Here is a 25473-nt window from a genome sequence, read left to right as displayed (position 1 = left end):
AACATGAACCAGGCCTTTATTTGCGATGCGATCCGCACTCCCTTCGGACGCTACGGCGGCGCGCTGTCGAGCCTGCGCGCCGACGATCTGGGCGCACTGCCCATCAAGGCGCTGATGGAGCGCAATCCCGGCGTCGACTGGGCGGCCGTGGGCGACGTGCTCTATGGCTGCGCCAACCAGGCCGGTGAAGACAACCGCAACGTGGCGCGCATGTCGGGCCTGCTCGCGGGCCTGCCGCTGGAAGTTCCTGGCGCGACCATCAATCGCCTGTGCGGTTCGGGCCTGGACGCGGTCGGCAGCGCGGCGCGCGCCATCAAGTCGGGCGAAACCGGCCTGATGATCGCCGGCGGCGTCGAAAGCATGAGCCGCGCGCCTTTCGTCATGCCCAAGGCCGAAAGCGCGTTCAGCCGCAACAATGCGGTCTATGACACCACCATCGGCTGGCGCTTCGTCAACAAGCTGATGAAGGCGCAGTACGGCGTGGACTCCATGCCCGAAACCGCCGAGAACGTCGCCGACGACTTCAAGATCGAGCGCGAAGCCCAGGACCGCATGGCGCTGGCCAGCCAGATCAACGCCGCGGCCGCGATCGCCGCCGGCCACCTGGCGCGCGAAATCGTGCCGGTGTCGATTGCCCAGAAGAAGGGCGACGCGATCATCGTGAGCCAGGACGAGCACCCGCGTGCGACGACCCTCGAAGCGCTGGCCAAGCTCAAGGGCGTGGTGCGTGCCGACGGCACCGTGACGGCCGGCAATGCCTCGGGCGTGAACGACGGCGCCTGCGCGCTGCTGCTCGCCGACGAAGCCAATGCCGCCAAGTACGGCCTGACGCCGCGCGCCCGCGTGGTCGGCATGGCCACGGCCGGCGTCGCGCCGCGCATCATGGGTTTCGGCCCCACGCCCGCAACGCTCAAGGTGCTGGCCCAGACCGGCCTCACGCTCGATCAGATGGACGTGATCGAACTCAACGAAGCCTTTGCCGCGCAAGGCCTGGCCGTGCTGCGCGCCCTGGGCATCCAGGATGACGACGCGCGCGTCAACGCCTGGGGCGGCGCGATCGCCCTGGGTCACCCCCTGGGCGCGAGCGGTGCACGACTGGCCACGACGGCCGTCAACCGCCTGCACGCCACCGGCGGCCGCTACGCGCTGTGCACGATGTGCATAGGCGTGGGCCAGGGCATCGCGGTGATCATCGAACGCGTCTGATTCGCGCGACGACGCGGGCCCGGAGCACCTCCGGGCCGCGCGTCCTTCTTCCGGAGTTTCCATGAATACTGCATCCCAGAACACCCGCCCTGACACCGCCCGCGAACGCGTGCTGATCACCGGCGGCGCCAGCGGCATAGGCGCGGCGATTGCCGAGCGCTGCCGCGCCGAGGGTTTCGAGCCCGTCATCATCGACCGCCTGGGCGACGGCATCCGTGCCGATCTGTCCGACGCGGCCGACACCGAGCGCGCGCTGCGCGAAGCCCTGGCTGGCGGTCCGATCACGCGCCTGGTCAACAACGTGGGCGTGGTCGTGCCGGCCGACGTCGAGCACCAGACGCTGGCCGAGTTCGACCTGGCCATTTCGCTGAACCTGCGCTGCGCCTTCCAGTGCATGCAGGCGCTGCTGCCGGGCATGAAGGAAGCGGGCTTTGGCCGCATCGTCAACATGTCCTCGCGCGCCGCGCTGGGCAAGGAGCTGCGCACCGCCTATTCGGCGACCAAGGCCGGCCTGATCGGCATGACACGCGTCTGGGCGCTGGAGCTGGGCCGCCACGGCATCACCGCCAACGCGATCGGCCCCGGCCCCATCCGCACCGAACTGTTCGACCGCGCCAATCCTCCCGATGCACCGCGCACGCGCGCCATCATTGAATCCGTTCCGGTCAAGCGCGTGGGCACGGCCGATGACATCGCCCACACTGCAAGTTACCTGCTCGACGAGCGCAGCGGCTTTGTCACCGGCCAGGTGATCTATGTCTGCGGCGGCATGACCGTGGGCGTTGCCGGCGTCTGAGCCGCGCACTTTTACAGAGGCCCCCAAGGCCTTGATCCCGCCTGCGGCTCACGAGGCCGCAGGATCAAACCACTAGAGAGACAGAGACCATAATGATGAAGACAACCGCCAAGTTCACCGGCCGCCGCGCGGCCCTCGCCACCCTCGCCAGCCTGGCCGTGGGCGCCGCCGTACTGCCCGCCAGCGCGCTGGCCCAGGCACCGTATCCCAGCAAGCTGATCACCATCATCGTGCCGTTCTCGGCCGGCGGCACGACCGACATCCTGGCGCGCATCGTCGCCCAGGGCCTGACGGCCGAACTGGGCCAGTCGGTGGTGATCGACAACCGTCCCGGCGCGGGCGGCAACATCGGCGGCCTGCTGGCTTCCAAGGCCCCGGCCGACGGCTACACGCTGTTCATGGGCACCGTGGGCACGCACGCGATCAACGCGTCGCTGTACAAGAAGATGGCCTTCGACCCGGTCAAGGACTTCGCACCGCTCACGCGCGTGGCCAATGTGCCCAACCTGCTGGTCGCCAACCCCAACCAGCCCTACAAGAACGTCAAGGAACTGATCGCCTACGCCAAGGCCAATCCGGGCAAGGTGAACTATGGTTCGTCGGGCAGCGGCAGCTCCATCCACCTGTCGGGCGAGCTGTTCAACTCGATGGCCAAGGTCGACATGGTGCACGTGCCCTACAAGGGCAGCGCACCGGCCGTGACCGACCTGCTGGGCAACCAGATCGGCATCATGTTCGACAACATGCCTTCGGCCATCCAGCATGTGCGCTCGGGCAAGCTGGTGCCGCTGGCCGTGACCACGGCCAAGCGCTCGCCTGAACTGCCTAACGTGCCGACCATCGCCGAAGCCGGCGTTCCCGGCTACGAAGCGACTTCGTGGTTCGGCATGCTGGCCCCGGCCGCGACGCCCGCACCCGTCATCGCCAAGCTCAACGCCGCGCTGGTCAAGGTGCTGGCCCAGCCCGAAACCAAGAAGAAGATCAACGACCAGGGCGCTGAAGCCTATAGCGAAACGCCTGCCGAGTTCGCCGCCTTCATCCAGAAGGAAAGCGTCAAATGGGGCAAGGTCGTGCGTGAATCGGGCGCGATCGCCGACTGACAGCGCGAAATGTCAGCGCGCCTTGCGCTGCGTTGGACATGAAGAAACCGCCCTCGGGCGGTTTTTTCATGGGCGCAGGCCATCATTCCATCACGATATTGGCGCGTGTGCCTGCAGCCTTGAAAGTGGCGATTTCATCGGCCACTTTCGCCTTGAAGGCGGGCGCATCCAGAAAGCCGGGCTCCAGGCCCGCGGCCAGCATTTTTTCCTTCACATCGGGCAAGGCCATGATGGCGGCCAGTTCGCGGCCCAGCAACTGCTGGATGGCAGCGGGAGTGGCAGCGGGCGCGGCCAGCGCGTAGAAACCGTCGAAGCTGGCCTTGCCCAGCTTCAGTTCACCCAGGGTCGGCACGTCGGGCAGCGCGCTCGCGCGCTGCACCGAAGTCACGGCCAATGCGCGCAGCTTGCCCGACTTGATGTGCGGGCCCACCGACGGAATCGTGTCGATGGCGTAATGGATCTCGCCGCCCAGCAGGGCCATCGATGCCGGTGCGCTGCCTTTATAGGGCACGGCCAGCACCTTGATGCCCGCTTCATGCGCCAGCATTTCACCCGCAAGATGCGGCGCCGAGCCCGTGCCGAAGGTGGCATAGCTCATTTCGCCGGGCTTGGATTTGGCCAGGGCCACGAGTTCGGCCGCGGTCTTGGCCTGCGTCGCGGGGCCGGTCACCAGCACCAGCGGCGCCTTGACCAGCAGGGCGATCAGGGCCAGGTCTTTTTGCTGGTCGTAGGGCATGCGCTCCTTGAGCGCGGGCATCACGGTGTAGGTGGACGAGCCCGAGACCATCAGCGTATAGCCGTCGGGAGCGGCCTTGGCCACGGCGTCGGCGCCGATCATGGTGCTCGCGCCCGGCTTGTTTTCCACGATCACGGGCTGGCCCAGCCGGGCCGACAGCTTGTCCGCCACGGTGCGCGCCACCACGTCGGTCGCGCCGCCAGGACCGAAGGGCACCACGATACGTATCGGTTTGTTGGGATAGTTGGGCGTTTGCGCCTGTGCAAAAGGCGTGGCAAGGGCCGCTGCGCCGAGCAGGCAGGCATTGAGAAGATGGCGACGTGTGGTCATGGTTGCAGCGATCGGAAAGGTTTGGCTGCATCGTAGAAAGTTTGCCGCCTTGCCACCAGCAGAGAATTCGAAACCCAGCTTTGCCAGTTCGGCAACCACTAGGGTTTACTTGGAGGGGGTCTGGACTTCGGGCAGCGTGGTCTTGAGGTAGTCCAGGAAGCGCTGCGCTGCGTGGGGCAGGGTGCGCCCGGCCAGGGTTTGCAGTTCGATGTCGCGCAGCGCCATGCCGTGGTCGCGAATCGGGATGCCGCGCAGCGTGCCTGTGGCCACCATCTGCCGTATCGTCACTTCGCCGGCCACGGTCAGCCCGCCGCCATGGTTGACGAAGCCCATCAGCGTGGGCCAGTGGTTGGTGGCGAGCACGGGCTCCAGCGGCAGCTGCTGGCGGCTGCAGGCGATGTCTATCATCTGGCGCACCGTGGTGCTGGGCATGGGCAGGGCCAGCGAATGGGCGCACATGGCGCGCAGGCTCACGGTCTTGAGGTGGGCCAGCGGGTGGTCGGGGCGCATCACGGCCAGCAGGGGCGCGGGCTGGCGGTATTCCACCTTGATGTCGCGCTCGGGCTGGCGGCTGAACGTGAGGCCCATGTCGGCATTGGCCTGGCGCACCTGCTGCGGCACTTCGGCCGGCAGCAATACGGCCACCTGGAATTGGATCTGTGGATGGTGCAGCCGGAACTGCTGCATCTGGCGCGGCAGGAAATCCCCGGCAAAGCCTTCTGTCACGGCCAGGCGCACCTTGCCCGAACGCAGGCCCTGCAGCGCCAGGATGCCTTCGAGCGCATGTTCTGCATCGATACGGCTGCGCCGCGCGTGCACCGCGAGAATTTCACCGGCCGCCGTCAGCACCATGCCGCGCGGCTGGCGCTCGAACAGCGGCGTGCCCAGGGTCTGCTCCAGACCGCTGATCTGGCGGCTGATGGCCGATGTGGCGACATGCAGGCGCACGGAAGCTTCGGTCAGTGAGCCTACCTGCGCGACTTCCAAGAAGTAGCGCAGGGCGGTGTCTTGCAATTGGTGGGCGTGCACTATGGGTCTGCTGTGTTGGTTTGCTGATTCGGCAATGGTAAGTTGAAAATTCTATGATTGTGTTAGCGCAGCGCTCTCTCTACGCTTGCTTCCCTCTATCGGCATCGGGCCGAGACAAATGCATACCGGAGAACCACCCCATGAGCCGAGACGACGCCCTGCAGCGCGCCACAGACTATTTCGACAGCGGCGAGCTGCTCCAGACCCTGGCGCAGCGCGTGGCCTTCACCACCGAAAGCCAGGAGCCTGCGCAGGCGCCCGCGATGTCGGCCTATCTGCATGCGCACATGGTGCCGCTGCTGGAGTCGCTGGGTTTTGTGTGCCAGATCTGGCCCAACCCGGTGGCCGGCGGGCCGCCGTTCCTGTTCGCCGAACGCGCCGAGGCCGACGCGCCGTTTGCCGTGCTCAGCTACGGCCACGGCGACGTGGTGCGCGGCTACGCCGCCCAGTGGAATGCCGGCCTCGCGCCCTGGACCCTGGTGGTCGATGGGGACCGCTGGTACGGCCGCGGCACGGCCGACAACAAGGGCCAGCACAGCATCAACCTGGGCGCGCTGCAGCAGGTGCTGGCCGTGCGCGAAGGCCGGCTGGGATATACCTTCAAGCTGCTGCTGGAGATGGGCGAGGAAGTCGGCTCGCCGGGCCTGCGCGAAGTGTGTGAACTGCACCGCGACGCGCTGCGCGCCGATCTGTTCCTGGCCTCCGACGGCCCGCGCGTGGCCGCCGAGCGGCCCACCTTGTTCCTGGGCTCGCGCGGCGGCGTGAACTTCGATCTGCGCATCCACCTGCGCGCCGCGGGACACCACTCCGGCAACTGGGGCGGTCTGCTGCGCAACCCCGGCGTGCGGCTGGCCCATGCGATCGCCTCGCTGGTCGATGCCAACGGCCGCATCCTGGTGCCCGGCCTGCTGCCCGCGAGCCTGCCCGACAACGTGCGCCAGGCGCTGCAGACCATTGACGTGGGCGGTGGCGCCGACGACCCCGAAGTCGATGTCGACTGGGGCGAGCCGGGCCTGAGCCCCACCGAGCGGGTGATAGGCTGGAACTGCCTCGAAGTGCTGGCCTTCAAGACCGGCAACCCCGAAGCCCCGGTCAACGCCATTCCGGGCCATGCATCGGCCCATTGCCAGGTGCGCTACGTGGTCGACAGCGACAGCGAGAACTTCATGCAGCACCTGCGCACGCATCTGGATGCGCACGGCTTCACCGACGTGGAGGTGGAACAGTTCGGCCCGCTGATGGAAGCCACGCGGCTGGACCCCGACAATCCGTGGGTGCATTGGGCGCTGGAATCGATGCAGCGCAGCACGGGCAAGACGCCGGCGCTGTTGCCAAATTTGGGCGGGACGCTGCCCAACGATGTGTTTGCCCAGGTGCTGGGCCAGCCCACGCTTTGGGTGCCGCACTCGTACCCGGCCTGCGCCCAGCATGCGCCCAACGAGCACCTGCTGGCCAGCGTGGCGCGCGAGGCGCTGCCGTTGATGGCCGGTTTGTTCTGGGACCTGGGCGAGCAGGGCGCGCAGGTGGCGCAGGCCTGTCGAGCCCGTCAGTGACGGGTGTGATTTATTCGTAGATGAAACCGGGCCGCAAGGCGCTTGCGGCCGGCCCATGCGGTAGTTCCCCATGGGCCGGCCTTGCCTTCGAGGCGGCTGCACACGACTGGGTCAGCCGTGTGCAGCGCCTCGACAGGCGATCAACGCGTCTTCAGATCACCTTGGCGATGGACTGGCAGACGTAGTCGATGTTCTTGCTGTTGAGCGCAGCCACGCACATGCGGCCGGTGTCGGTGCCGTAGACGCCGAATTCGCTGCGCAGACGCACCATCTGGTCCTTGGACAGACCCGAGTAGCTGAACATTCCGACCTGCTTCGTGATGAACGACATGTCTTGCTGCACGCCAGCGGCCTTGAGGCCGTCGACGAGCTTCTGGCGCATGGCCTTGATGCGCACGCGCATTTCGCCCAGTTCCTTTTCCCACAGAGCGCGCAGCTCGGGGTTGTTGAGCACGGCCGCGACCACGGCGCCGCCGTGGATGGGTGGGTTGGAGTAGTTGGTGCGGATCGTGATCTTGAGCTGGCTCAGAACGCGCTTGGCTTCTTCGGCGTCCTTGGCGACCACCGACAGCGCGCCCACGCGCTCGCCGTACAGGCTGAAGCTCTTGGAGAACGAAGTCGAGACCAGGATGTCGAGGCCGGCGGCGACGAACTTGCCGATCACGGCGCCGTCTTCGGCAATGCCTTCGCCAAAGCCCTGGTAGGCCATGTCGAGGAACGCTGTCAGTTGCTGGGCCTTGACGGCGGCGATGACCTGGTCCCATTGGGCGGCAGTGATGTCATAGCCCGTGGGGTTGTGGCAGCAGGCGTGCAGCACGACGATGGTGCCGGGAGCTGCGGCGTTCAGGCTGGCGAGCATGCCTTCGAAGTTGACGCCGCGCTTTTCGGCGTCGTAGTAGGCGTAGGAATCGACTTCGAAGCCGGCGTTCTGGAAGATCGCGCGGTGGTTTTCCCAGCTCGGGTCGGAAATCAGCACCTTGGCTTCGGGGCTGACCTTCTTCAGGAAGTCGGCGCCGATCTTCAGGCCGCCCGTGCCGCCGATGGCTTGCACCGTGGACACGCGGCCCGAGGTGACGACATCGCTGTCTGCACCGAAGACCAGGCCCTTGACGGCGTTGTCATAGGCAACGATGCCGTCGATGGGCAGGTAGCCGCGTGCCGTGGGCTGGGCCATCATGGCCTTTTCGGCGGTCTGCACGCATTGGAGCAAGGGCAGCTTGCCGTTGTCATCGAAGTACACGCCCACGCCCAGGTTGACCTTGTTGGGGTTGGTGTCAGAGGCGAATTGCTCGTTCAGACCCAGAATAGGGTCGCGGGGGGCCATTTCGACGGCGGTAAACAAAGACATGAAAAAAATCCTCGGAGGATGAAAATATGGCTGCCAGCCCCAATCTGCATTATTCATTTGGGTTAGCCCCGGAATTTTAGCGGCCTGCGGGGCAGGCTAGTATCACCACGTTATGCACCAAGCTACTGATCTGCCATTGACTGGCCAATTTGTTTCGTATGAAGGCTCGCCTTTCGAGCTTTACCAGCCGTATCCGCCGGCCGGCGATCAGCCGCAGGCGATCGCGAAGCTGGTCGAAGGGCTGCAGGATGGCGAAGTCTTCCAGACGCTGCTCGGGGTCACGGGCTCGGGCAAGACCTTCACCATGGCCAATGTGATCGCCCAGATGGGGCGCCCGGCCATCATCTTCGCGCCCAACAAGACGCTCGCCGCCCAGCTCTACAGCGAGTTCCGCGAGTTCTTCCCCAAGAATGCGGTCGAGTACTTCGTCAGCTACTACGACTACTACCAGCCCGAAGCCTATGTGCCGCAGCGCGACCTGTTCATCGAAAAGGACAGCGCGATCAACGAGCACATCGAGCAGATGCGACTGTCGTGCACCAAGAGCCTGATGGAGCGGCGCGACGTGGTGATCGTCGCCACGGTGTCGGCCATCTACGGCATCGGCGAGCCCGAAAGCTACCACCGCATGGTGATGACGCTGCGCACCGGCGCGCGCATGGGCCAGCGCGACGTGATCGCCCAGCTGATACGCATGCAGTACCAGCGCAACGACCAGGATTTCAGCCGCGGCAAGTTCCGCGTGCGCGGCGACACCATCGATGTGTTCCCGGCCGAGCATTCCGAGCTGGCGATTCGCATCGAGCTGTTCGACGACGAAATCGAGACCCTGCAGCTGTTCGATCCCCTCACGGGCCGGGTCAAGCAGAAGATTCCGCGCTTCACGGTCTATCCGAGCAGCCATTACGTCACGCCGCGCGACAAGGTGCTCGCGGCCGTGGAGACCATCAAGCTCGAACTGGCCGAGCGCCTGAACGAGCTGGTGGGGCAGGGCAAGCTGGTCGAGGCCCAGCGGCTGGAGCAGCGCACGCGCTTCGACCTCGAGATGCTCAGCGAAATCGGGCATTGCAAGGGCATCGAGAACTACACGCGCCATCTGTCGGGCGCGGCGCCGGGCGACCCGCCGAGCACGCTGACCGACTACATGCCGGCCGACGCGCTGATGTTCCTCGATGAGAGCCATCAGATGATCGGCCAGCTCAACGCCATGTACAACGGCGACCGGGCGCGCAAGACCACGCTGGTCGAGTATGGCTTTCGCCTGCCGTCGGCGCTCGACAACCGGCCGCTCAAGTTCGCCGAGTTCGAGCAGCGCATGCGCCAGATCGTGTTCGTGTCGGCCACGCCCGCCGATTACGAGAAGACCCATGCGAGCCAGGTGGTCGAGCAGGTGGTGCGGCCCACGGGCCTGGTCGACCCCGAGATCGAAGTGCGGCCCGCGACCCACCAGGTCGACGACGTGCTGCAGGAAATCCGGCTGCGCTCGGAAATCAACGAGCGCGTGCTGATCACCACGCTGACCAAGCGCATGGCCGAGCAGCTCACCGACTATCTGACCGACAACGGCGTCAAGGTGCGCTACCTGCATTCCGATGTCGACACGGTGGAGCGCGTGGAAATCATCCGCGATCTGCGCCTGGGCCTGTTCGACGTGCTGGTGGGCATCAATTTGCTGCGCGAAGGCCTCGACATTCCCGAAGTCTCGCTGGTGGCGATTCTCGACGCCGACAAGGAAGGCTTTCTGCGCGCCGAGCGCAGCCTGATCCAGACCATTGGCCGCGCGGCGCGCAACCTCAACGGCAAGGCGATTCTCTATGCCGATCGCGTCACCGATTCGATGCGCAAGGCCATTGACGAGACCGAACGCCGGCGCGCCAAGCAGACGCAATTCAACCTGGACAACGGCATCACGCCGCAGGCCATTGTCAAGCAGGTGAAAGACCTGATTGACGGTGTTTACAGCGAAAAAAGTGGCAAGGAAGCCGAGCGGCTGGAGCAGGCCGACGCGCAAAGAGTGCGCGTGGAAGAGATGTCGGAGAAGGATGTTGCGCGCGAAATCAAGCGCCTCGAGAAGCAGATGCTCGAGCATGCACGCAGCCTGGAGTTCGAGCAGGCGGCCCGTATTCGCGACCAATTGGCGCAACTGAAAGCACGATTTTTCGGTGCATCCGGCCGCGAGTCGCCAGTAGTGTGAGTGGGCGCGCGAGGTTTGTCTTGGGGTACCCGACAAAATTGATGGGGTTTGTGCTACACTAGACCCCACATTCAATAACAACAAAGACTTCGATGAAGAAGGGCTCTGGACCTTTTGTAGGGCGGAGTATGGGCGGAGACGGTGCCCGGACGGGTCAAGAACCTGCCTAGGGTATTTCTGTAACGAACAAGCCTGACAAAGGAGCTCGCGATGCGTCTCACAACCAAAGGCCGCTTTGCGGTCACTGCCATGATCGACTTGGCCCTGCGCCAAAACAACGGTCCCGTCACGCTGGCTGCCATCAGCCAGCGTCAACAGATTTCGCTGTCCTACCTGGAACAGCTGTTCGGCAAGCTGCGTCGCCACGAACTGGTCGAATCGACCCGTGGTCCCGGCGGTGGATACACGCTGGCCCGCAAGGCCGCTGACATCACCGTTGCCGACATCATCGTTTCGGTGGACGAACCCATCGACGCCACCCAGTGTGGCGGCAAGGAAAACTGTCTGGGCGAAGCCGGCCGTTGCATGACCCACGAACTGTGGGCTGCGCTGAACCAGCGCATGGTCGAGTTTCTTGACTCGGTGACCCTGCAAAAGCTCGTCGACGAACAGATCGCCAAGGGCGTGCAGATCGAAGACAAGCCTGTGGTGCGCCGTGCCATCTCGACGGCACCCGTGGTCAAGCCTATCCGCGTGAATGCACCGAACTCGGTGTTTGCCTTGGGCAACGTTTTCGCCAAGTCGTAATCTGCGCCGAGGAACGGTGCCAGCGCCAGGGGGCGGGGCACTGCAAGGTGTGTAGAGAAATTTCGTTTTTTTGCCAGCCAGACATTGCATTGAGCCAGCCATGGACATGACCCCGCACTTCCCCATTTATCTCGACTACGGCGCCACCACGCCAGTGGACCCTCGTGTGGTCGATGCCATGATTCCGTGGTTGCGTGAGCACTTCGGCAATGCCGCATCGCGCAGCCATGCATGGGGTTGGGAAGCGGAAGAAGCCGTCGAGAAGGCGCGCGGCCATGTGGCGGCGCTGATCAATGCGGATCCGCGTGAAATCGTCTGGACCAGCGGCGCGACCGAGTCCGACAATCTGGCGATCAAGGGCGCGGCCCATTTCTACCAAGGCAAGGGCAAGCACCTGATCACGGTGAAGACCGAGCACAAGGCGGTGCTCGACACCATGCGCGAACTCGAGCGCCAGGGCTTTGAAGTCAGCTATCTTGATGTGCAGGACAACGGCCTGCTCGATTTCGAAGTGTTCAAGGCGGCGATCCGCCCTGACACCATTCTGGCCAGCGTGATGCTCGTGAACAACGAGATCGGCGTGGTCCAGGACATCCCCCGCATCGGCGCACTGTGCCGTGAAAAGGGCATCATTTTCCACGTGGACGCCGCCCAGGCGACCGGCAAGCTCGAAATCGATATGGCCACGCTGCCCGTCGACCTGATGAGCCTGACCGCGCACAAGACCTACGGCCCCAAGGGCATCGGTGCACTCTACGTGCGCCGCAAGCCCCGCGTTCGCCTCGAAGCACAAATGCACGGCGGCGGTCACGAGCGCGGCATGCGTTCGGGCACGCTGGCCACGCATCAGATCGTCGGCATGGGTGAAGCGTACCGCATCGCCAAGGAAGAAATGGGCCAGGACATCGCCAAGGCGCGTGCCCTGCAGACCCGTCTGCTCGACGGTCTCAAGGATATCGAACAGGTCTTCGTCAATGGCGACATGACGCAGCGCGTTCCCCATTACCTGAACATCAGCTTCAACTACGTCGAAGGCGAGTCGCTGATCATGGGCATCAAGGGCCTGGCGGTGTCGTCGGGTTCGGCCTGCACGTCGGCCAGCCTCGAGCCCAGCTATGTGCTGCGCGCTCTGGGCCGCAGCGACGAACTGGCCCACAGCAGCCTGCGCATGACCATCGGTCGTTTCACGACCGAAGAAGAAATCGACTACGCGATCGGCACCATCCGCGCCAACGTCGAGAAGCTGCGCGAACTGAGCCCCTTGTGGGACATGTACAAAGAAGGCATCGACATCAGCAGCATCCAGTGGGCGGCCCACTGAGCTTGGTTCAGAGATCCACGGTCTGAAGATTAGAAGAGGTAGACATCATGGCTTATTCCGAAAAAGTGGTAGACCACTACGAAAACCCCCGCAATGTGGGTTCGTTCGACAAGAGTGACGGCTCCGTTGGCACGGGCATGGTCGGCGCTCCCGCATGCGGCGACGTGATGAAGCTGCAGATCAAGGTCAACCCGGAAACCGGTGTGATCGAAGACGCACGCTTCAAGACCTACGGCTGCGGCTCGGCGATCGCTTCGTCGTCGCTGGTCACCGAATGGGTCAAGGGCAAGACGCTGGACCAGGCCGCTGCGCTGAAGAACAGCGAAATCGCCGAAGAACTGGCGCTGCCGCCCGTCAAGGTGCATTGCTCCATCCTGGCTGAAGACGCCATCAAGGCAGCAGTCAACGACTACCGTGCCAAGCACGCAGCGGTGGTGGCCGCCTGACATGGCCATCACGCTCACTGATGCGGCGGCCCGGCATGTGAACCGCTACTTGTCCCGACGGGGCAAGGGCTTGGGCGTGCGTCTGGGTGTGAAGACCACGGGCTGCTCGGGCCTGGCCTACAAGCTCGAGTATGTCGACGATCAAGCACCCGAAGACATGGTGTTCGAGAACCATGGCGTGAAGATCATCATCGATCCCAAGAGCCTGGCTTACATCGATGGCACCGAACTGGACTTCGTGCGCGAAGGCCTGAACGAAGGCTTCAAGTTCAACAATCCGAACGAGCGCGATCGCTGCGGTTGTGGAGAGAGCTTTCGCGTCTGACGACGCATGGCGTCGGCGATTTTTTTACCGCACCCAACAACCGCCACCACTTTGCGTGCTGGCGGTTTTTTCTTGATATGAACCTTCAATCCGACGACTTCGAGCTGTTTGCCGTGCCCGCGCAGTTCGCGCAGGACCGTACGTACATTGACAGCCGCTGGAAAGAGCTGCAGCGCGAAGCCCATCCCGACCGCTTCGCGGCCCAGGGTGCGGCGGCCCAGCGCGTGGCCATGCAGTGGTCGGTGCGAATCAACGAAGCCTATCAACGCCTCAAGGACCCGCTCAAGCGCGCGGCCTATCTTTGCGAGCTGCGCGGTGCGCCCTTGCGCGCCGAGGACAACACGGCGATGCCGACCGCGTTCCTGATGCAGCAGATGGAATGGCGCGAAGCGCTCGAAGAAGCAAGCACCGAAGCCGATGTCGATCAGCTCGACGACGAGGTGTCCGAAGCGCGCCGCAGCATGCTCGCCGAATGCGCGCGGCTGCTCGACGAAGCCCAGGATCCCGCGGCCGCGGCCCAGCAGGTGAGAGCCCTTATGTTTGTTGCACGTTTTGCGCGCGACATCGAGGCGCGGCGAGAGCAACTGCAACAATAGACATCTCTGCGGGCGGCTCTGAAGCACCCCCTGTTTTTCTGGAAGGCGCGATCTGCGAGGGCAGCCGCCTGCACCCCATTTTTCGAGAGTTCCCATGGCGCTTTTGCAGATTTCCGAACCCGGTCAGTCCCCCGATCCGCACCAGCGGCGCATCGCCGTAGGCATCGACCTGGGCACTACCCATTCCCTGGTGGCCTCGGTGCGCAACGGCGTGGCCGAATGCCTGCCCGACGACCAGGGCCGCGTGCTGCTGCCGTCCATCGTGAGCTATGCCGAGCAAGGCAAGCGCCTGATCGGTGACGCCGCCATCGCGGCCCAGACCACCGATCCGCAAAACACCATTGTCTCGGTCAAGCGTTTCATGGGCCGTGGCCTCAATGACGTGGCCGATGCAAACAACCTGCCTTACGTTTTCGTGCAGCAGGAAGGCCAGGGCGGCATGGTCTCGCTGCAGACGCGTGCCGGCGTCAAGACGCCCGTGGAAATCAGCGCCGAAATTCTCGCCACGCTGCGTTTTCGCGCCGAAGACAGCTTCGACGACGAGCTCTATGGCGCGGTCATCACCGTGCCCGCGTATTTCGACGACGCCCAGCGCCAGGCGACCAAGGATGCGGCCCAGCTGGCCGGCATCAACCTGCTGCGCCTGATCAACGAGCCGACCGCGGCGGCCATCGCCTACGGTCTGGACAACGCCAGCGAAGGCGTCTACGCGGTCTATGACCTGGGCGGCGGAACCTTCGACATCTCCATCCTGCGCCTCACGCAAGGCGTGTTCGAAGTGATCTCCACGGGCGGCGATTCGGCGCTCGGCGGCGACGACTACGACGCGGCGCTGGCGCAGTGGGTGCTGGAGCAAAGCGGCGCGCAGGCGACGACCGCCGAAGACAAGGCCGCCGTGCGCCTGGCCGCGCGCCGCTGCAAGGAAGCGCTCACGGACGCCGAGAGCGCCACCTTCCGTGCCGCGCTGTCCAGCGGTGCGGTGGAACGCGAAGTCACGCGCGCCGAGTTCTATGCGGCGACGCAGCCCCTCACGGCGCGCTCGCTGGCCGCGGTGCGCCGCGCGCTGCGCGATGCCGATCTCGCCAAGGACGAAGTCCAGGGCGTGGTCATGGTCGGGGGCTCCACGCGCATGCCCCAGGTGCAGGGCGCGGTGGGCGAATTCTTCGGCCAGACGCCGCTGACCAATCTGAACCCCGACGAAGTCGTGGCGCTGGGCGCGGCCATCCAGGCCAACCAGCTCGCGGGCAACAGCTCGGCTGACGATCTGCTGCTGCTCGATGTGATTCCGCTGTCGCTGGGTGTGGAGACCATGGGCGGCCTGGTCGAGCGCATCGTCGCGCGCAACGAGACCATTCCCACGGCGCGCGCCCAGGACTTCACGACCTATGTCGACGGCCAGACGGCGCTTGCCATCCACGTGGTGCAGGGCGAGCGCGATCTGGTGGCCGACTGCCGCAGCCTTGCGCGCTTCGAGCTGCGCGGCATTCCTCCCATGGCGGCCGGCGCGGCGCGCATCCGCGTGACCTTCACGGTCGATGCCGACGGCCTGCTGTCGGTGGGCGCGAAGGAGCAGATCAGCGGCGTCGAGGCGCATATCGACGTCAAGCCCTCGTATGGCCTGTCTGACGATCAGATCGCGCGCATGCTGCAGGACGGCTTTGCCACGGCGGCGCAAGACATGCAGGCGCGCGCGCTGGTCGAGGCACGGGTCGACGCCGACCGCATGCTGATCGCCACGCAAAGCGCGCTGGACGCCGACGGCGATCTGCTGACGGCGCCCGAGCGCGCGACGGTCGATGCCCTGATGGCCGCGCTGCGCACGCAGCAGGCGTCAAGCGACCCTGCCGTGGTCGAAGCCGCGACCCAGGCCCTGGCCAAGGGCACGGAAGCCTTTGCGGCCCAGCGCATGAACCGCGGCATCGTCCAGGCCCTGGCGGGCAAGAACGTACACAGCATTTCCTGATTCCGATAGAAGAGAACCCATGCCTGTCATCAAAATATTGCCCCACGCCGAATACTGTCCCCAGGGCGCCGAACTGCAGGTGCCAGCCGGCACGTCGATCTGCGAAGCCCTGCTCGACAACAACATCAAGATCGAGCATGCCTGCGACATGGTCTGCGCCTGCACGACCTGCCACGTGATCGTGCGCCAAGGCTTCAACTCGCTCAATGAAGCCGAGGAAGAGGAAGAAGACCTGCTGGACAAAGCCTGGGGCCTGGAGCCGCTGTCGCGCCTGAGCTGCCAGGCCATCCTGGCGCAGGAAGACGTTACAGTGGAAATTCCCAAGTACTCGATCAACCACGCCAAGGAAAACCACTGAGATGTCGCGCCAGATTGTCCTTGATACCGAAACCACGGGTCTGTCTGCCGAAAACGGCGACCGTATCATCGAGCTCGGTTGCGTGGAGCTGCTCAACCGCAAGCTCACCGGCAACAACCTGCACATGTATTTCAACGCGGGCCGTGACAGCCACGAAGACGCGTTGCGGGTGCACGGCATCACGACCGAGTTCCTCAAGGACAAGCCGCGCTTCGACCAGCAGGTCGACCAGATCCTCGCCTATCTGCAGGGCGCCGAGATCATCATCCACAACGCGCCGTTCGACGTAGGCTTCCTCAACAAGGAACTGCAGCGCACGGGCAAGCCGCCGCTCAAGAGCTGGGTCGAAGGGGTCATCGACACCCTGGCCATGGCCAAGGAGCGCTATCCGGGCAAGCGCAATTCGCTCGATTCGCTGTGCGATCGCCTGGGCGTCGACAACTCCGGGCGCACGCTGCATGGCGCGCTGCTGGATGCGGAATTGCTCGCCGATGTCTACATCAACCTGACGCGCGGTCAGGATGCGCTGCTGATCAGCGACGAGCCGCAGGAAGATGCGTCGGGCCTGCCCATTGTGGCGCTCGATCTGCGCAGCATCACCTTGCCCGTGATCCAGGCCAGCGAACAGGAATGCGCGGCGCATGAAGCGGTGCTGGTGCAGATCGATAAATCGAGCGGCGCCAAAACTATTTGGCGCAATGTCGCCGGCTAGCCTCAAAAGCTGTGCGATAATTTAGGTCTGGTCGCTAGTAGCGATTCGGGCGATTAGCTCAGCGGTAGAGCACTGCCTTCACACGGCAGGGGTCACATGTTCGATCCATGTATCGCCCACCAATTTGAAAACCCTCTTGAGTTTTGGCTCAAGAGGGTTTTTGCTTTTGTAAGGCTGCAAATTGGCGTGGTATTCGCGCACCTGCTGCGCACATCATTGCGCGAATGAAAATGTTTCCAATGGTAAAATCGGGAGTTCGTGCGCACATCGTGCCTTGGGTCGTTTGACTTCGTAATAGTTCCGTTCGTGCGCCAAACTTTTGCCATTCTTCGCTGGTCCGCCGTCGCGGCCGGTCTTTCCTCCCCAGAGCATTGGCTTGAATGGGCGAGTGCGCCTTTTTTGCCCCAGGGTCTGGAGATCGACGCGGCCTTGCCGGATTTTCCCGCGATGTCGCGCCGCCGCCTGGCCCTGCTGGGCAAGATGGCGGTGTCGGTCGCCGACCAGGCATTGGCTCCGTTGTCCGATGAGGAACGCGACCTGCCCGTGGTCTGGGCCTCGCGCTATGGCGATGCCCAGCGTTCGCTGGATCTGCTGCGCGAACAGGCCCAGGCCGATCCCTTGTCACCCACATCGTTTGCGCTTTCGGTGCACAACGCGATCGGTGCTCAGCACTCCATTGCGCGCCGCATGACAGGCAATGCCCTGTGCGTTGCCGCCGCGCAGGCGACGGTCGAGGCCGGCCTGATCGAGTGCCTGGGCCTGCTGGCCGAAGGGGCGCCGCGGGTGCTGCTGGTCTGCTATGACGCGCCGCTGCCCGAAGACTATGCGCAGTTCCAGGACGAAGCCGCGTGCGCTTATGCCTGGGCCTGGCTGCTGGGGCCGGCAGCCGCCGACGGCGCGCAGCGCGTGATGGCGCTGCAGCAGCTTACGGTATCGGCGGCTCCGGCGCCTGGTGCGCCTGCCGCAGGTCGATTGCCGCATGGTCTGGACGTATTGCATTGGGCACTGGCCCCGGGGCAGGGCGGCTGCAGTCGCGATGGGCGGTGGCGGCATGCGCATGTTTGACGCCCTGGGCCGGGCCTGGCGCGTAGTGGCCACGGGCTTTTGCTTTGCGGTCTTCGGCCTGGGCGGGCTGGTGATTCGCTGCGTGGTGTATCCGCTGATGATGCTTTGCGTGCGCGCGCCCGCGCGGCGCGTGCACTTGTCGCAAAGCCTGATTCACCACAGCTTTCGCGCTTTCGTCGGCCTGATGGCGGGCGTGCGGGTGCTGACCTATGAAGTGCGCGGCCTCGAGCGCCTGCAGCGCCGCGGTCTGCTGGTGCTGGCCAATCATCCATCGCTGATCGATGTGGTGTTTCTGATTTCGCTGACCCGGCACACGGACTGCATCGTCAAGGATGCGCTGCTGCGCAATGTCTTCACGCGCGGGCCCATCCTGGCCGCGGGCTTCATCGCCAACAGCGCCGGCGCGGGCCTGGTCGACGATTGCATGCGCTCGCTGCAATCGGGCAACAACCTGGTCATCTTTCCTGAAGGAACGCGCACGCCGCTGCACGGCCGCCCGGTGCGGCTGCAGCGCGGCGCGGCCAACGTCGCGGTGCGCGGCGGCTTCGACATCACGCCTGTGCACATCGACTGCACGCTGCCCATGCTGACCAAAGGCACGCCGTGGTGGCAGGTGCCGCGGCAGCGCCCCCATTTCACCATCGAAGTGCGCGAAGACATCGCCGTCGCGCCCTTTGTCTCCCAAGCCGGCAACGAGGCACTGGCCGCACGCGCGGTCACTGAACACCTTTCGGTTCAACTTTTCAAGAAAGCTTCCCGTGTCTCCACTTGAGCAGGAAATCAAGGAACTCATCATCTCCGCGCTGGCGCTGGAGGACATTTTTCCTGGGGACATCGATGCCGCGCAGCCGCTGTTCGTCGAGGGCCTGGGACTGGACTCGATAGACGCGCTCGAGCTGGGCCTGGCATTGCAAAAGCGCTACGGCGTGAGCCTGTCGGCCGACTCCCAGGAAACCCGCGCCCACTTCAAGAGCGTGCAGGCGCTGGCCGCTTTCGTCGCGGCCAGCCGCACGCTCTGACCAATTACAAGGAAATGCAAATGACCAAGGACGAAATCTACCAACGCATTGTCCAGATCCTGCACGAGACGTTCGACATCGAGACGCAGCGCATCACGCCGGAATCCAAGCTTTATGAAGACCTGGACATCGACAGCATCGATGCCGTCGATCTGATCGTGCAACTCAAGCCGCTGGCGGGCAAACGCCTGAACGCCGAGGCTTTCAAGTCGGTGCGCTCCATCCAGGACGTGGTCGATGCGCTGCATGCGCTGGTGCACATGCAGGGCGCGTCGGCCTGAGGCCCGCAGGTAGCTGGCATTGCGCAATTGGATCACGGCCGCGCTGACCGCGGCGACGGTGGCTTATCCGCTGGTGGTATATCTGTCCATCGGACATCTCGCGCCCCAGTGGCTGGCGCTGATGCTGGTGCTGCTGGCGCTGGCCCGGGCCTGTGTCGCCGGCCAGCGGTTCTGGTGGGTGGTGGTCGCGGGCGCGGCGCTGCTGTGCGCGGCCTCGTGGTTTCGCAGCGATACGCTGGCGGTGCGGCTTTATCCGGTGCTGGTCAATGGGGTGCTGCTGTGCGTGTTCGCGTTCAGCCTTTGGCGCCCGCCCAGCGTGGTCGAGCGGCTGGCGCGCCTGCGCGAGCCCGATCTGCCGCCGTCGGGCGTGCGCTACACGCGACAGGTCACGCGCGTTTGGTGCGCATTTTTTGTCTTCAATGGGGCGATGGCCGGCTGCACCGCCATCTGGGGCAGTGACCAGCAGTGGGCCTTGTACAACGGCCTGATCGCGTATGTGTTGATGGGATCTTTGATGGCAGCGGAATGGTGTGTGCGACAGCGTGTGCGTCGCCGACAAGAGCGGGGTTCGGCGTGACGGTGTGCATGGCATTGACGCAGCTGTGCGCGCCGGACGCGGCGCCGGCGCAGCAGGTGGTGGGCTGGCGGGGCGCCCAGGCGGTGACGCGCGCGCAATTCGTCGCCTGGGTCCATGCCTGGTGCGCGGCGTTTCGCCGCGTTCCCGGCCCGGTGGTGGCGCTTTACTTCGACGACGCACTGGAGTGCGCGGCCGCGCTTTACGGCGCCTGGCATGCGGGCAAGACCGTGGTGCTTCCCGGCGATACCCAGTCGGCGTCGCTGGAGCATCTGCTCGCGGGCGTTGACGCCTGCGCGGGCCAGCTGCCCGGCGCGCTGCAGCCGCTGACTGAAGCCGGGCCGCAGGAGCTGGCGCCGCTGTCGTTGAGAGACACCCATCTGGTCCTGTTCACTTCGGGCTCCAGCGGCGCGCCGGCGCGCATAGACAAATGCCTGGCCCAGCTCGATGCCGAAGTGCAGTCGCTGCACGCCTTGTTCGGCCAGCGCTTCGCGGCCGGCTCTGTGCCTGGCGTGCTGGCCACGGTCTCGCACCAGCATATCTACGGGCTGCTGTTTCGCCTGCTGTGGCCGCTGGCCGCGGGCCTGCCCACGGCGGCGTTGGCGCTGTCCTATCCCGAAGAAGTGCTGGGCCAGCTCGCCGAGCGGCCCGCAGGCCTGCTGGTGTCTAGCCCGGCCTTTCTTGCGCGCCTGCCCGCGCACCTGGACTGGGCGCGGGCACGCGGTAGTTTGCAGGCCGTCTTTTCGTCGGGCGGGCCCTTGCCGGCCGCGGCGTCCGAGCAGGCCTGGCAACTGCTGGCGCAGTCGCCCACCGAAGTGTTCGGCAGTTCGGAGACCGGCGGCATCGCCTGGCGCCGGCGCGCGGAGCACGGCGATGGCTGGAATCTGCTGCCGGGCATCGATTGCCGGGTCAACGCCGAAGGCGTGCTCGAAGTGCGCTCGCCGCATCTGCCCGATGCGCATGCCTGGTGGGAAACCTCGGACCGTGCCCAGGTCGATGCGGGCGGCCAGGGTTTCACTTTGCTGGGGCGTGCCGACCGCATCGTCAAGATCGCCGAAAAGCGCGTTTCGCTGACGGCCATGGAGCAGGCGCTGCAGGCCAGTGACTGGGTGCAGACGGCGCGTGCCGTGGTGCTCGAGCGCGTGGCTGGCGTGGCGACCGAGCGCATAGGCATGGTGGTCGCATTGAGCGATGCGGGCTGGCGGCAATTGCAGTCGCAAGGCCGCCGCGCGATGCAGGTCGCCTTGCGCGCGCTGGTCGCCGCGCATGTGGAGCGCGTGGCCTTGCCGCGCCACTGGCGCTATGTCGAAAGCCTGCCCGTGAACGCCCAGGGCAAGAGCACCCAGCAGCAGCTGGCCCAGCTGTTTCGCCCGGTGCTGCCGGGCCTGGTGTGGCTGCAGCGCGATGCCGAGCAGGCCGGCGCGCGCTGGCAGGTGGATGCGGATCTGCTGGTGTTCGACGGCCATTTTCCCGATGCGCCGCTGGTGCCGGGCGTGGCCCAGTTGCACTGGGTCGAGTGGACCGGGCGCCAGGCGTTTGCCATGCCCGCGTGCTTCGTGCGCGCCGAAGTGCTGAAGTTTCAGGCGCCTATCCTGCCGGGGGCGGTGGTGGAGGTGGCGCTGCAATGGAGCGCGCAGAAGTCTGCGCTGCAGTTCGTGCTGAGTTCGGCCGCAGGCACGCATGCGAGCGGCCGTTTGATCTGGAGTGCGTGAGCGTATGGCATTTTCCGCGGTCACCGTGATTCCGTTCTACAACCACCCCTCGACCATAGGCGCGATGGTCGAAGGCGTGCTGCGCGCGGGACTCCCCTGCATCGTCGTCAACGACGGCTCATCGGCTGATGGCGCTGCCGTGTTGGACGCGCTGGCGCACCGTCACGGCGAGCGCGTGCAAGTCATGCATCTGGCGCACAACCAGGGCAAGGGCGCGGCGATGATGACCGGCCTGCGCGCGGCGCTGGGCCAGGGCTATACGCATGCGGTGCAGATCGACGCCGACGGCCAGCACCGCACCGACGAGATCGCGCGCTTTGTCGACGCCGCGCGCGCCCAGCCGCTGGCCATGGTCTGCGGCGCGCCGCGCTATGACGCCAGCGTGCCCAAAGGCCGGCTGTACGCGCGCTATTTCACCCATGTCTGGGTGTGGATCAACACCTTGTCGCTCGACATCGAGGATTCGATGTGCGGCATGCGCGTCTATCCGCTGGCCGAGACCATCCGTCTTTTCGACCAGGCCCGGCTGGGCCGGCGCATGGAGTTCGATACCGAAGTGCTGGTGCGCCTGCACTGGCGCGGCGTGCCGATGCGCACGCTGCGCACGCCGGTGGTCTATCCGCAGGACGGCATTTCCCATTTCCAGCTTTGGCGCGACAACGTGCTGATCTCGGGCATGCATGCGCGCCTGTTCGCAGGCATGCTGGTGCGCAGCCCCTGGCTGCTGGCGCGCCGCTTGCGCCGGGCTGTGAGCGCATGAAGCCGCAGGCCGCGAGCCCGCATTGGGCGCAGATAGGCGAGAGCACTTTCGTGGGCGGCATGTGGCTGCTCTATCAGGTGCACCGTTGGCTGGGCCGCTGGCCGTTTCTTGCCTGTCTCTATCCCGTGGTCTTCTACTACTGGGCGACGCGCCGCGTGGCGCGTGCGGCTTCGCTCGAGTATCTGCAGCGGCTGCAGGCCAGCCACGGCACGTTGGGCAAGGCGCCGGGCTGGCGCGAGAGCCTGCGGCATTTCATGGTCTTCGCCCAGGTGATTCTCGACAAGACGCTGGCCATGACCGGCCGCTACCGCAGCGAGCGCATCGTGTTCGAGGGGCGCGAGCCCTTGCTCGAGCGCCTGCGCAGCGGCCAGGGCGCGGTGGTAGTGACCGCCCACATGGGCTGCATCGAGCTGTGCCAGGCCATGGCCCAGCGCCAGCCCGAACTCAAGCTCAACATCCTGGTGCATACCCGGCATGCCCAGCGCTTCAACCGCCTGATGGCGCGCCTGGCGCCCGACAGCGGCGTGCAGCTGCTGCAGGTCAGCGAGTTCGACGCGGCCATGGCGATGATGCTGGCCGACAAGGTCGCGCGCGGCGAGTTCATCGCCATCGCGGGCGACCGCGTGCCGCTGCACGACGGCAGAACAGTTCGCGTGCCTTTTCTGGGGCGCGAAGCCGCGTTTCCCTGCGGGCCCTATGTGATCGCCGCGGTGCTCAAGTGCCCGCTGTATTTCATGGGATGCATCCATGCCGGCGCGGGGTATGCGGTCACTTTCACCGTCCTGGCGCAGCAGGTGGTGTTGCCCCGGGCCGATCGCCAGCCGGCGCTCGAGAGCTATGCCCGGGACTTCGTGCAGCAGGTCGAGCAACTGTTGCAGCGCGCGCCTTATGACTGGTTCAACTTCTTTCCGTTCTGGGAGCAGGGCGCAGCGCCCTTGCCCGGCGCGGCCTGCGTATCCCACAAGCCTTACGGCTCCTGAAAATGCCCACTGAGAATGAATTGGCGGCACGCGCGCGCCTGACCCACGAGGTGGAAGTCACGCCGGCGTTCTATGACATCGACGTGATGGAAGTGGTCTACCACGGCCATTACGTCAAGTACCTGGAGCTGGCGCGCAGCGCGCTGCTGGCGCAGTACGACTACGACTACCCGCGCATGCGCGACTCGGGCTATGCCTGGCCCGTGGTCGACATGCGCCTGAAGTATGTGCGCTCGGCGACTTTCGGGCAGAAGCTCAAGGTCAGCGCGACCATCACCGAGTGGGAAAACCGCTTGCGCATCGACTATGTGATGCGCGACGCGGCCACGGGCCACAAGGTCAACGTCGCCCATACCATCCAGGTCGCGGTGAACATCGCCACGCGCGAAATGTGCTTTGTGTGCCCGCCCGTGCTGCATGACCGGCTCGGGGTGAGCGCATGATGCGCGCCGTCGCCTGTCTGCTGAGCGTCTGTCTGCTGGGGGCCTTGCCGGCCCACGCGGCGGGCACGACCGCGGCGCCCGCGGCTGCTTCGTCCGGTGCCACGGCTTCCACCCAGCTGCTGCGCGCGGTGCGCGAGCGCCTGGTGCAGTCGCCGGTCGTGCGCGGCGCGTTCACGCAGGAAAAGACCATCAAGGGCTTTCAGAATCCGCTGCGCTCGTCGGGGCGTTTTGTCGTGGCCCAGGGCAAGGGCATCGTCTGGCAGGTGCAGCAGCCGTTTGCGTCGGTGCTGCGCGTGACGCCCGACAAGCTGCAGTCGGTGCAGGCCGACGGCCAGGTGGACTTTCAGCTGCAGGCCCAGCAGGAGCCCGCGCTGCGCGCCATCAACAGCATGCTGTTCGCCGTGATGGCGGCCGATGTGGCGGTGTTGCCCCAGCACTTCGACATTCAGGGCAGCCTGCAGGGCAAGGAGGGCTGGCGGCTGACGCTGGTTCCGCGCGACAAGATGCTGGCCCAATGGCTGGTGCGCATCGATCTGCAGGGCGACCGTTTCGTGCGCGAAGTGCGCCTGCAGGAAGCGCAAGGCGACGCCAGCGTGATCGTTTTGCAGAACCCCGTGGCCGAGCGCGCGCTGCAGGCCGAAGACGCGCGTCTTTTCGAATAAGTCCGCATGCGCAATTTCCTGCCCCGTTCCCTGTCGACTGCACAGGACCAGCCCAGTGCCTGGTGGCGCCTGGCGGCGATCACCTGGCTGCTGTGCGTGCTGGCCGTGGGCTGGCACCAGTGGCATTTCTGGCAGCAGGGGCGCGTGGACATGGACGTGCTGGCACTGCTGCCCGAAGACGAGCAGGCGCCCGAAGTCGGGCTCGCGACGCGCAAGCTGGTCGACGGCATTTCGCGCCAGGTGATGCTGCTCGTCGGCGGCGAAGACTGGGAACAGGTGCGCGCCGCCACGGCCTTGCTGCGCGCGCAGTTGCCGGCCGGCGGTGCGGGCCTGCAGGAGCAGCCGCTGGCCGATGAAACTTCGATCGCGGCGGCGCTGGACTTCTATCTGCCGTGGCGCGACCGTCTGCTGACGCCGCAGCAGCGCCAGATGCTGGCGGCCAGCGCCACGCCGCAGCTCGCGCAGCGCGCGCTGGCCACGCTGTACCAGCCCGCGGCGCAGGCACGGCTGTCGTCGTGGGTCGCCGACCCGCTGGGCCTGTGGAGCCAGTGGTGGACCGCGCGCGCGGCGCAAAGCCAGGCGCGCCCGCGCGACGGCCTGCTGTGGCTGCAGTCCGAAGGCCGGCATTGGGCGGTGCTCGCCTATGAAGTGCAGGGCTCGGCATTTCGCCTGTCGGGGCAGGCCGAGCATGGCGAGGCGATTGCCGCCGCCACGCAGGCCATTGAGGCGCGCTGGCCGCAGCTGCAGGTGTTGCGCGCGGGCGTGCCGCTGCATGCCGAAGCCGCGGCCGTGCAGGCCCACAACGAGATCAACACCATAGGCTGGGGATCGCTGGCCGGCGTGCTGCTGCTCACCTGGCTGGCCTTTCGTTCGCTGCGGCCGATTGCGCTCGTGGGCCTGTCGCTGCTGCTGGGCTGTGCGGTCGCGCTGTCGGTCACCGCCTGGCTGTTCGGCCAGGTGCATCTGCTGACGCTGGTGTTCGGCGCGAGCCTGGTCGGGGTCGCCGAAGACTACGGCATTCACTATTTCGCCGCGCGCCAGAGCCAGTCCGATGTGCCGCCGCGGCGGCTGATGCGCACGCTGCTGCCCGCGCTGTGGCTGGCGCTGGTCACGAGCATGATCGCCTACCTTGCGCTGGGCGCGGCGGCGTTTCCTGGCCTGCGGCAGATGGCGGTGTTTTCGGCCGTGGGCCTGCTGGCCGCGATGCTGACCGTGGT

General features: G+C 65.6%; 27 protein-coding genes and 1 tRNA gene. 25 read left to right on the top strand and 3 right to left on the bottom strand.

Annotated features, from left to right (window positions below; genetic code table 11):
• Positions 1-3: 3 nt before the first annotated feature.
• The 3 genes from pcaF to KHY18_RS19905 all read left to right on the top strand — a co-directional run bounded on the left by pcaF (position 4) and on the right by KHY18_RS19905 (position 3102).
• Positions 4-1206, top strand: a complete 1203-nt coding sequence (gene pcaF, locus KHY18_RS19915; RefSeq protein ID WP_213303912.1) for a 3-oxoadipyl-CoA thiolase — start codon at positions 4-6, stop codon at positions 1204-1206.
• 61 nt (positions 1207-1267) lie between these two features.
• On the top strand, positions 1268-2002 hold the full coding sequence (locus KHY18_RS19910) for an SDR family NAD(P)-dependent oxidoreductase (RefSeq protein WP_213303910.1): 735 nt from the start codon (positions 1268-1270) through the stop codon (positions 2000-2002).
• Between the two features lie 95 nt (positions 2003-2097).
• Complete coding sequence (locus KHY18_RS19905) at positions 2098-3102, top strand: Bug family tripartite tricarboxylate transporter substrate binding protein (RefSeq protein WP_213303937.1); 1005 nt, start codon at positions 2098-2100, stop codon at positions 3100-3102.
• A gap of 82 nt (positions 3103-3184) precedes the next feature.
• Here the strand turns inward: KHY18_RS19905 and KHY18_RS19900 are convergent, their stop codons facing one another.
• Both KHY18_RS19900 and KHY18_RS19895 read right to left on the bottom strand, forming a co-directional pair.
• Complete coding sequence (locus tag KHY18_RS19900; RefSeq protein ID WP_213303908.1) at positions 3185-4168, bottom strand: Bug family tripartite tricarboxylate transporter substrate binding protein; 984 nt, start codon at positions 4166-4168, stop codon at positions 3185-3187.
• Between the two features lie 105 nt (positions 4169-4273).
• The gene (locus KHY18_RS19895) at positions 4274-5182 is read right to left on the bottom strand and encodes a LysR family transcriptional regulator (protein WP_249729254.1); all 909 of its coding nucleotides are present in this window, start codon (positions 5180-5182) and stop codon (positions 4274-4276) included.
• Positions 5183-5337: 155 nt separating this feature from the next.
• Between KHY18_RS19895 and KHY18_RS19890 the strand changes: the two genes are divergently transcribed.
• Positions 5338-6750, top strand: coding sequence for a M20 family metallopeptidase (locus KHY18_RS19890; protein ID WP_213303903.1), 1413 nt, complete (start codon positions 5338-5340; stop codon positions 6748-6750).
• Between the two features lie 151 nt (positions 6751-6901).
• On the opposite strand, the gene KHY18_RS19885 is transcribed toward KHY18_RS19890, so the two are convergent.
• Positions 6902-8098: an amino acid aminotransferase gene (locus KHY18_RS19885; protein ID WP_213303900.1), complete on the bottom strand. Its 1197-nt coding sequence runs from the start codon at positions 8096-8098 to the stop codon at positions 6902-6904.
• A gap of 112 nt (positions 8099-8210) precedes the next feature.
• On the opposite strand from KHY18_RS19885, the gene uvrB reads away from it, so the two are divergent.
• The 21 genes from uvrB to KHY18_RS19780 all read left to right on the top strand — a co-directional run.
• The gene (uvrB, locus tag KHY18_RS19880) at positions 8211-10292 is read left to right on the top strand and encodes an excinuclease ABC subunit UvrB (protein ID WP_213303895.1); all 2082 of its coding nucleotides are present in this window, start codon (positions 8211-8213) and stop codon (positions 10290-10292) included.
• A gap of 210 nt (positions 10293-10502) precedes the next feature.
• Positions 10503-11039, top strand: a complete 537-nt coding sequence (gene iscR, locus KHY18_RS19875) for a Fe-S cluster assembly transcriptional regulator IscR (RefSeq protein ID WP_159913519.1) — start codon at positions 10503-10505, stop codon at positions 11037-11039.
• 100 nt (positions 11040-11139) lie between these two features.
• Positions 11140-12360, top strand: coding sequence for an IscS subfamily cysteine desulfurase (locus KHY18_RS19870; RefSeq protein WP_213303892.1), 1221 nt, complete (start codon positions 11140-11142; stop codon positions 12358-12360).
• A gap of 47 nt (positions 12361-12407) precedes the next feature.
• Positions 12408-12806: a Fe-S cluster assembly scaffold IscU gene (iscU, locus tag KHY18_RS19865; RefSeq protein ID WP_213303888.1), complete on the top strand. Its 399-nt coding sequence runs from the start codon at positions 12408-12410 to the stop codon at positions 12804-12806.
• Position 12807: 1 nt separating this feature from the next.
• Complete coding sequence (gene iscA, locus KHY18_RS19860; protein WP_213303885.1) at positions 12808-13131, top strand: iron-sulfur cluster assembly protein IscA; 324 nt, start codon at positions 12808-12810, stop codon at positions 13129-13131.
• Between the two features lie 77 nt (positions 13132-13208).
• On the top strand, positions 13209-13727 hold the full coding sequence (gene hscB / locus KHY18_RS19855; protein ID WP_213303882.1) for a Fe-S protein assembly co-chaperone HscB: 519 nt from the start codon (positions 13209-13211) through the stop codon (positions 13725-13727).
• Positions 13728-13821: 94 nt separating this feature from the next.
• Positions 13822-15690, top strand: coding sequence for a Fe-S protein assembly chaperone HscA (gene hscA, locus KHY18_RS19850; RefSeq protein ID WP_213303879.1), 1869 nt, complete (start codon positions 13822-13824; stop codon positions 15688-15690).
• 19 nt (positions 15691-15709) lie between these two features.
• The gene (gene fdx / locus KHY18_RS19845; protein WP_213303876.1) at positions 15710-16048 is read left to right on the top strand and encodes an ISC system 2Fe-2S type ferredoxin; all 339 of its coding nucleotides are present in this window, start codon (positions 15710-15712) and stop codon (positions 16046-16048) included.
• Between the two features lies 1 nt (position 16049).
• Positions 16050-16760: a DNA polymerase III subunit epsilon gene (dnaQ, locus tag KHY18_RS19840; RefSeq protein ID WP_213303873.1), complete on the top strand. Its 711-nt coding sequence runs from the start codon at positions 16050-16052 to the stop codon at positions 16758-16760.
• Positions 16761-16807: 47 nt separating this feature from the next.
• A tRNA-Val gene (locus KHY18_RS19835) sits at positions 16808-16882 on the top strand.
• Positions 16883-17066: 184 nt separating this feature from the next.
• Complete coding sequence (locus tag KHY18_RS19830) at positions 17067-17825, top strand: beta-ketoacyl synthase chain length factor (protein WP_213303870.1); 759 nt, start codon at positions 17067-17069, stop codon at positions 17823-17825.
• On the top strand, positions 17818-18597 hold the full coding sequence (locus tag KHY18_RS19825; protein WP_213303867.1) for a lysophospholipid acyltransferase family protein: 780 nt from the start codon (positions 17818-17820) through the stop codon (positions 18595-18597). The genes KHY18_RS19830 and KHY18_RS19825 overlap by 8 nt, the downstream gene beginning before the upstream one ends.
• On the top strand, positions 18584-18844 hold the full coding sequence (locus KHY18_RS19820; protein ID WP_213303864.1) for a phosphopantetheine-binding protein: 261 nt from the start codon (positions 18584-18586) through the stop codon (positions 18842-18844). Before KHY18_RS19825 ends, KHY18_RS19820 begins: the two co-directional genes overlap by 14 nt.
• Before the next feature lie 20 nt (positions 18845-18864).
• Complete coding sequence (locus KHY18_RS19815; RefSeq protein WP_213303861.1) at positions 18865-19125, top strand: acyl carrier protein; 261 nt, start codon at positions 18865-18867, stop codon at positions 19123-19125.
• Between the two features lie 19 nt (positions 19126-19144).
• Positions 19145-19702: a COG4648 family protein gene (locus tag KHY18_RS19810; protein ID WP_213303858.1), complete on the top strand. Its 558-nt coding sequence runs from the start codon at positions 19145-19147 to the stop codon at positions 19700-19702.
• Positions 19703-19710: 8 nt separating this feature from the next.
• On the top strand, positions 19711-21411 hold the full coding sequence (locus KHY18_RS19805) for an ApeI family dehydratase (RefSeq protein WP_213303857.1): 1701 nt from the start codon (positions 19711-19713) through the stop codon (positions 21409-21411).
• 4 nt (positions 21412-21415) lie between these two features.
• Positions 21416-22171 (top strand): glycosyltransferase family 2 protein, encoded by a 756-nt coding sequence (locus tag KHY18_RS19800; RefSeq protein ID WP_213303854.1) that lies wholly within the window; start codon positions 21416-21418, stop codon positions 22169-22171.
• Positions 22168-23151, top strand: coding sequence for a lysophospholipid acyltransferase family protein (locus tag KHY18_RS19795; RefSeq protein ID WP_213303852.1), 984 nt, complete (start codon positions 22168-22170; stop codon positions 23149-23151). The genes KHY18_RS19800 and KHY18_RS19795 overlap by 4 nt, the downstream gene beginning before the upstream one ends.
• A 2-nt stretch (positions 23152-23153) precedes the next feature.
• Positions 23154-23594, top strand: coding sequence for an acyl-CoA thioesterase (locus KHY18_RS19790; RefSeq protein WP_213303851.1), 441 nt, complete (start codon positions 23154-23156; stop codon positions 23592-23594).
• Positions 23591-24256, top strand: a complete 666-nt coding sequence (locus KHY18_RS19785) for an outer membrane lipoprotein carrier protein LolA (protein WP_213303850.1) — start codon at positions 23591-23593, stop codon at positions 24254-24256. Before KHY18_RS19790 ends, KHY18_RS19785 begins: the two co-directional genes overlap by 4 nt.
• 6 nt (positions 24257-24262) lie before the next feature.
• On the top strand, positions 24263-25473 hold a 1211-nt coding region (locus KHY18_RS19780; protein ID WP_502769320.1), incomplete at its 3' end, for an MMPL family transporter.

Origin of the sequence: Acidovorax sp. CCYZU-2555 (genome assembly GCF_018413525.1) — a bacterium.
In the GTDB taxonomy this organism is placed as follows: domain Bacteria; phylum Pseudomonadota; class Gammaproteobacteria; order Burkholderiales; family Burkholderiaceae_C; genus Comamonas.
Note: the sequence above shows the minus strand (reverse complement) of the source record. Positions and strands in the feature narration are given on the sequence as shown.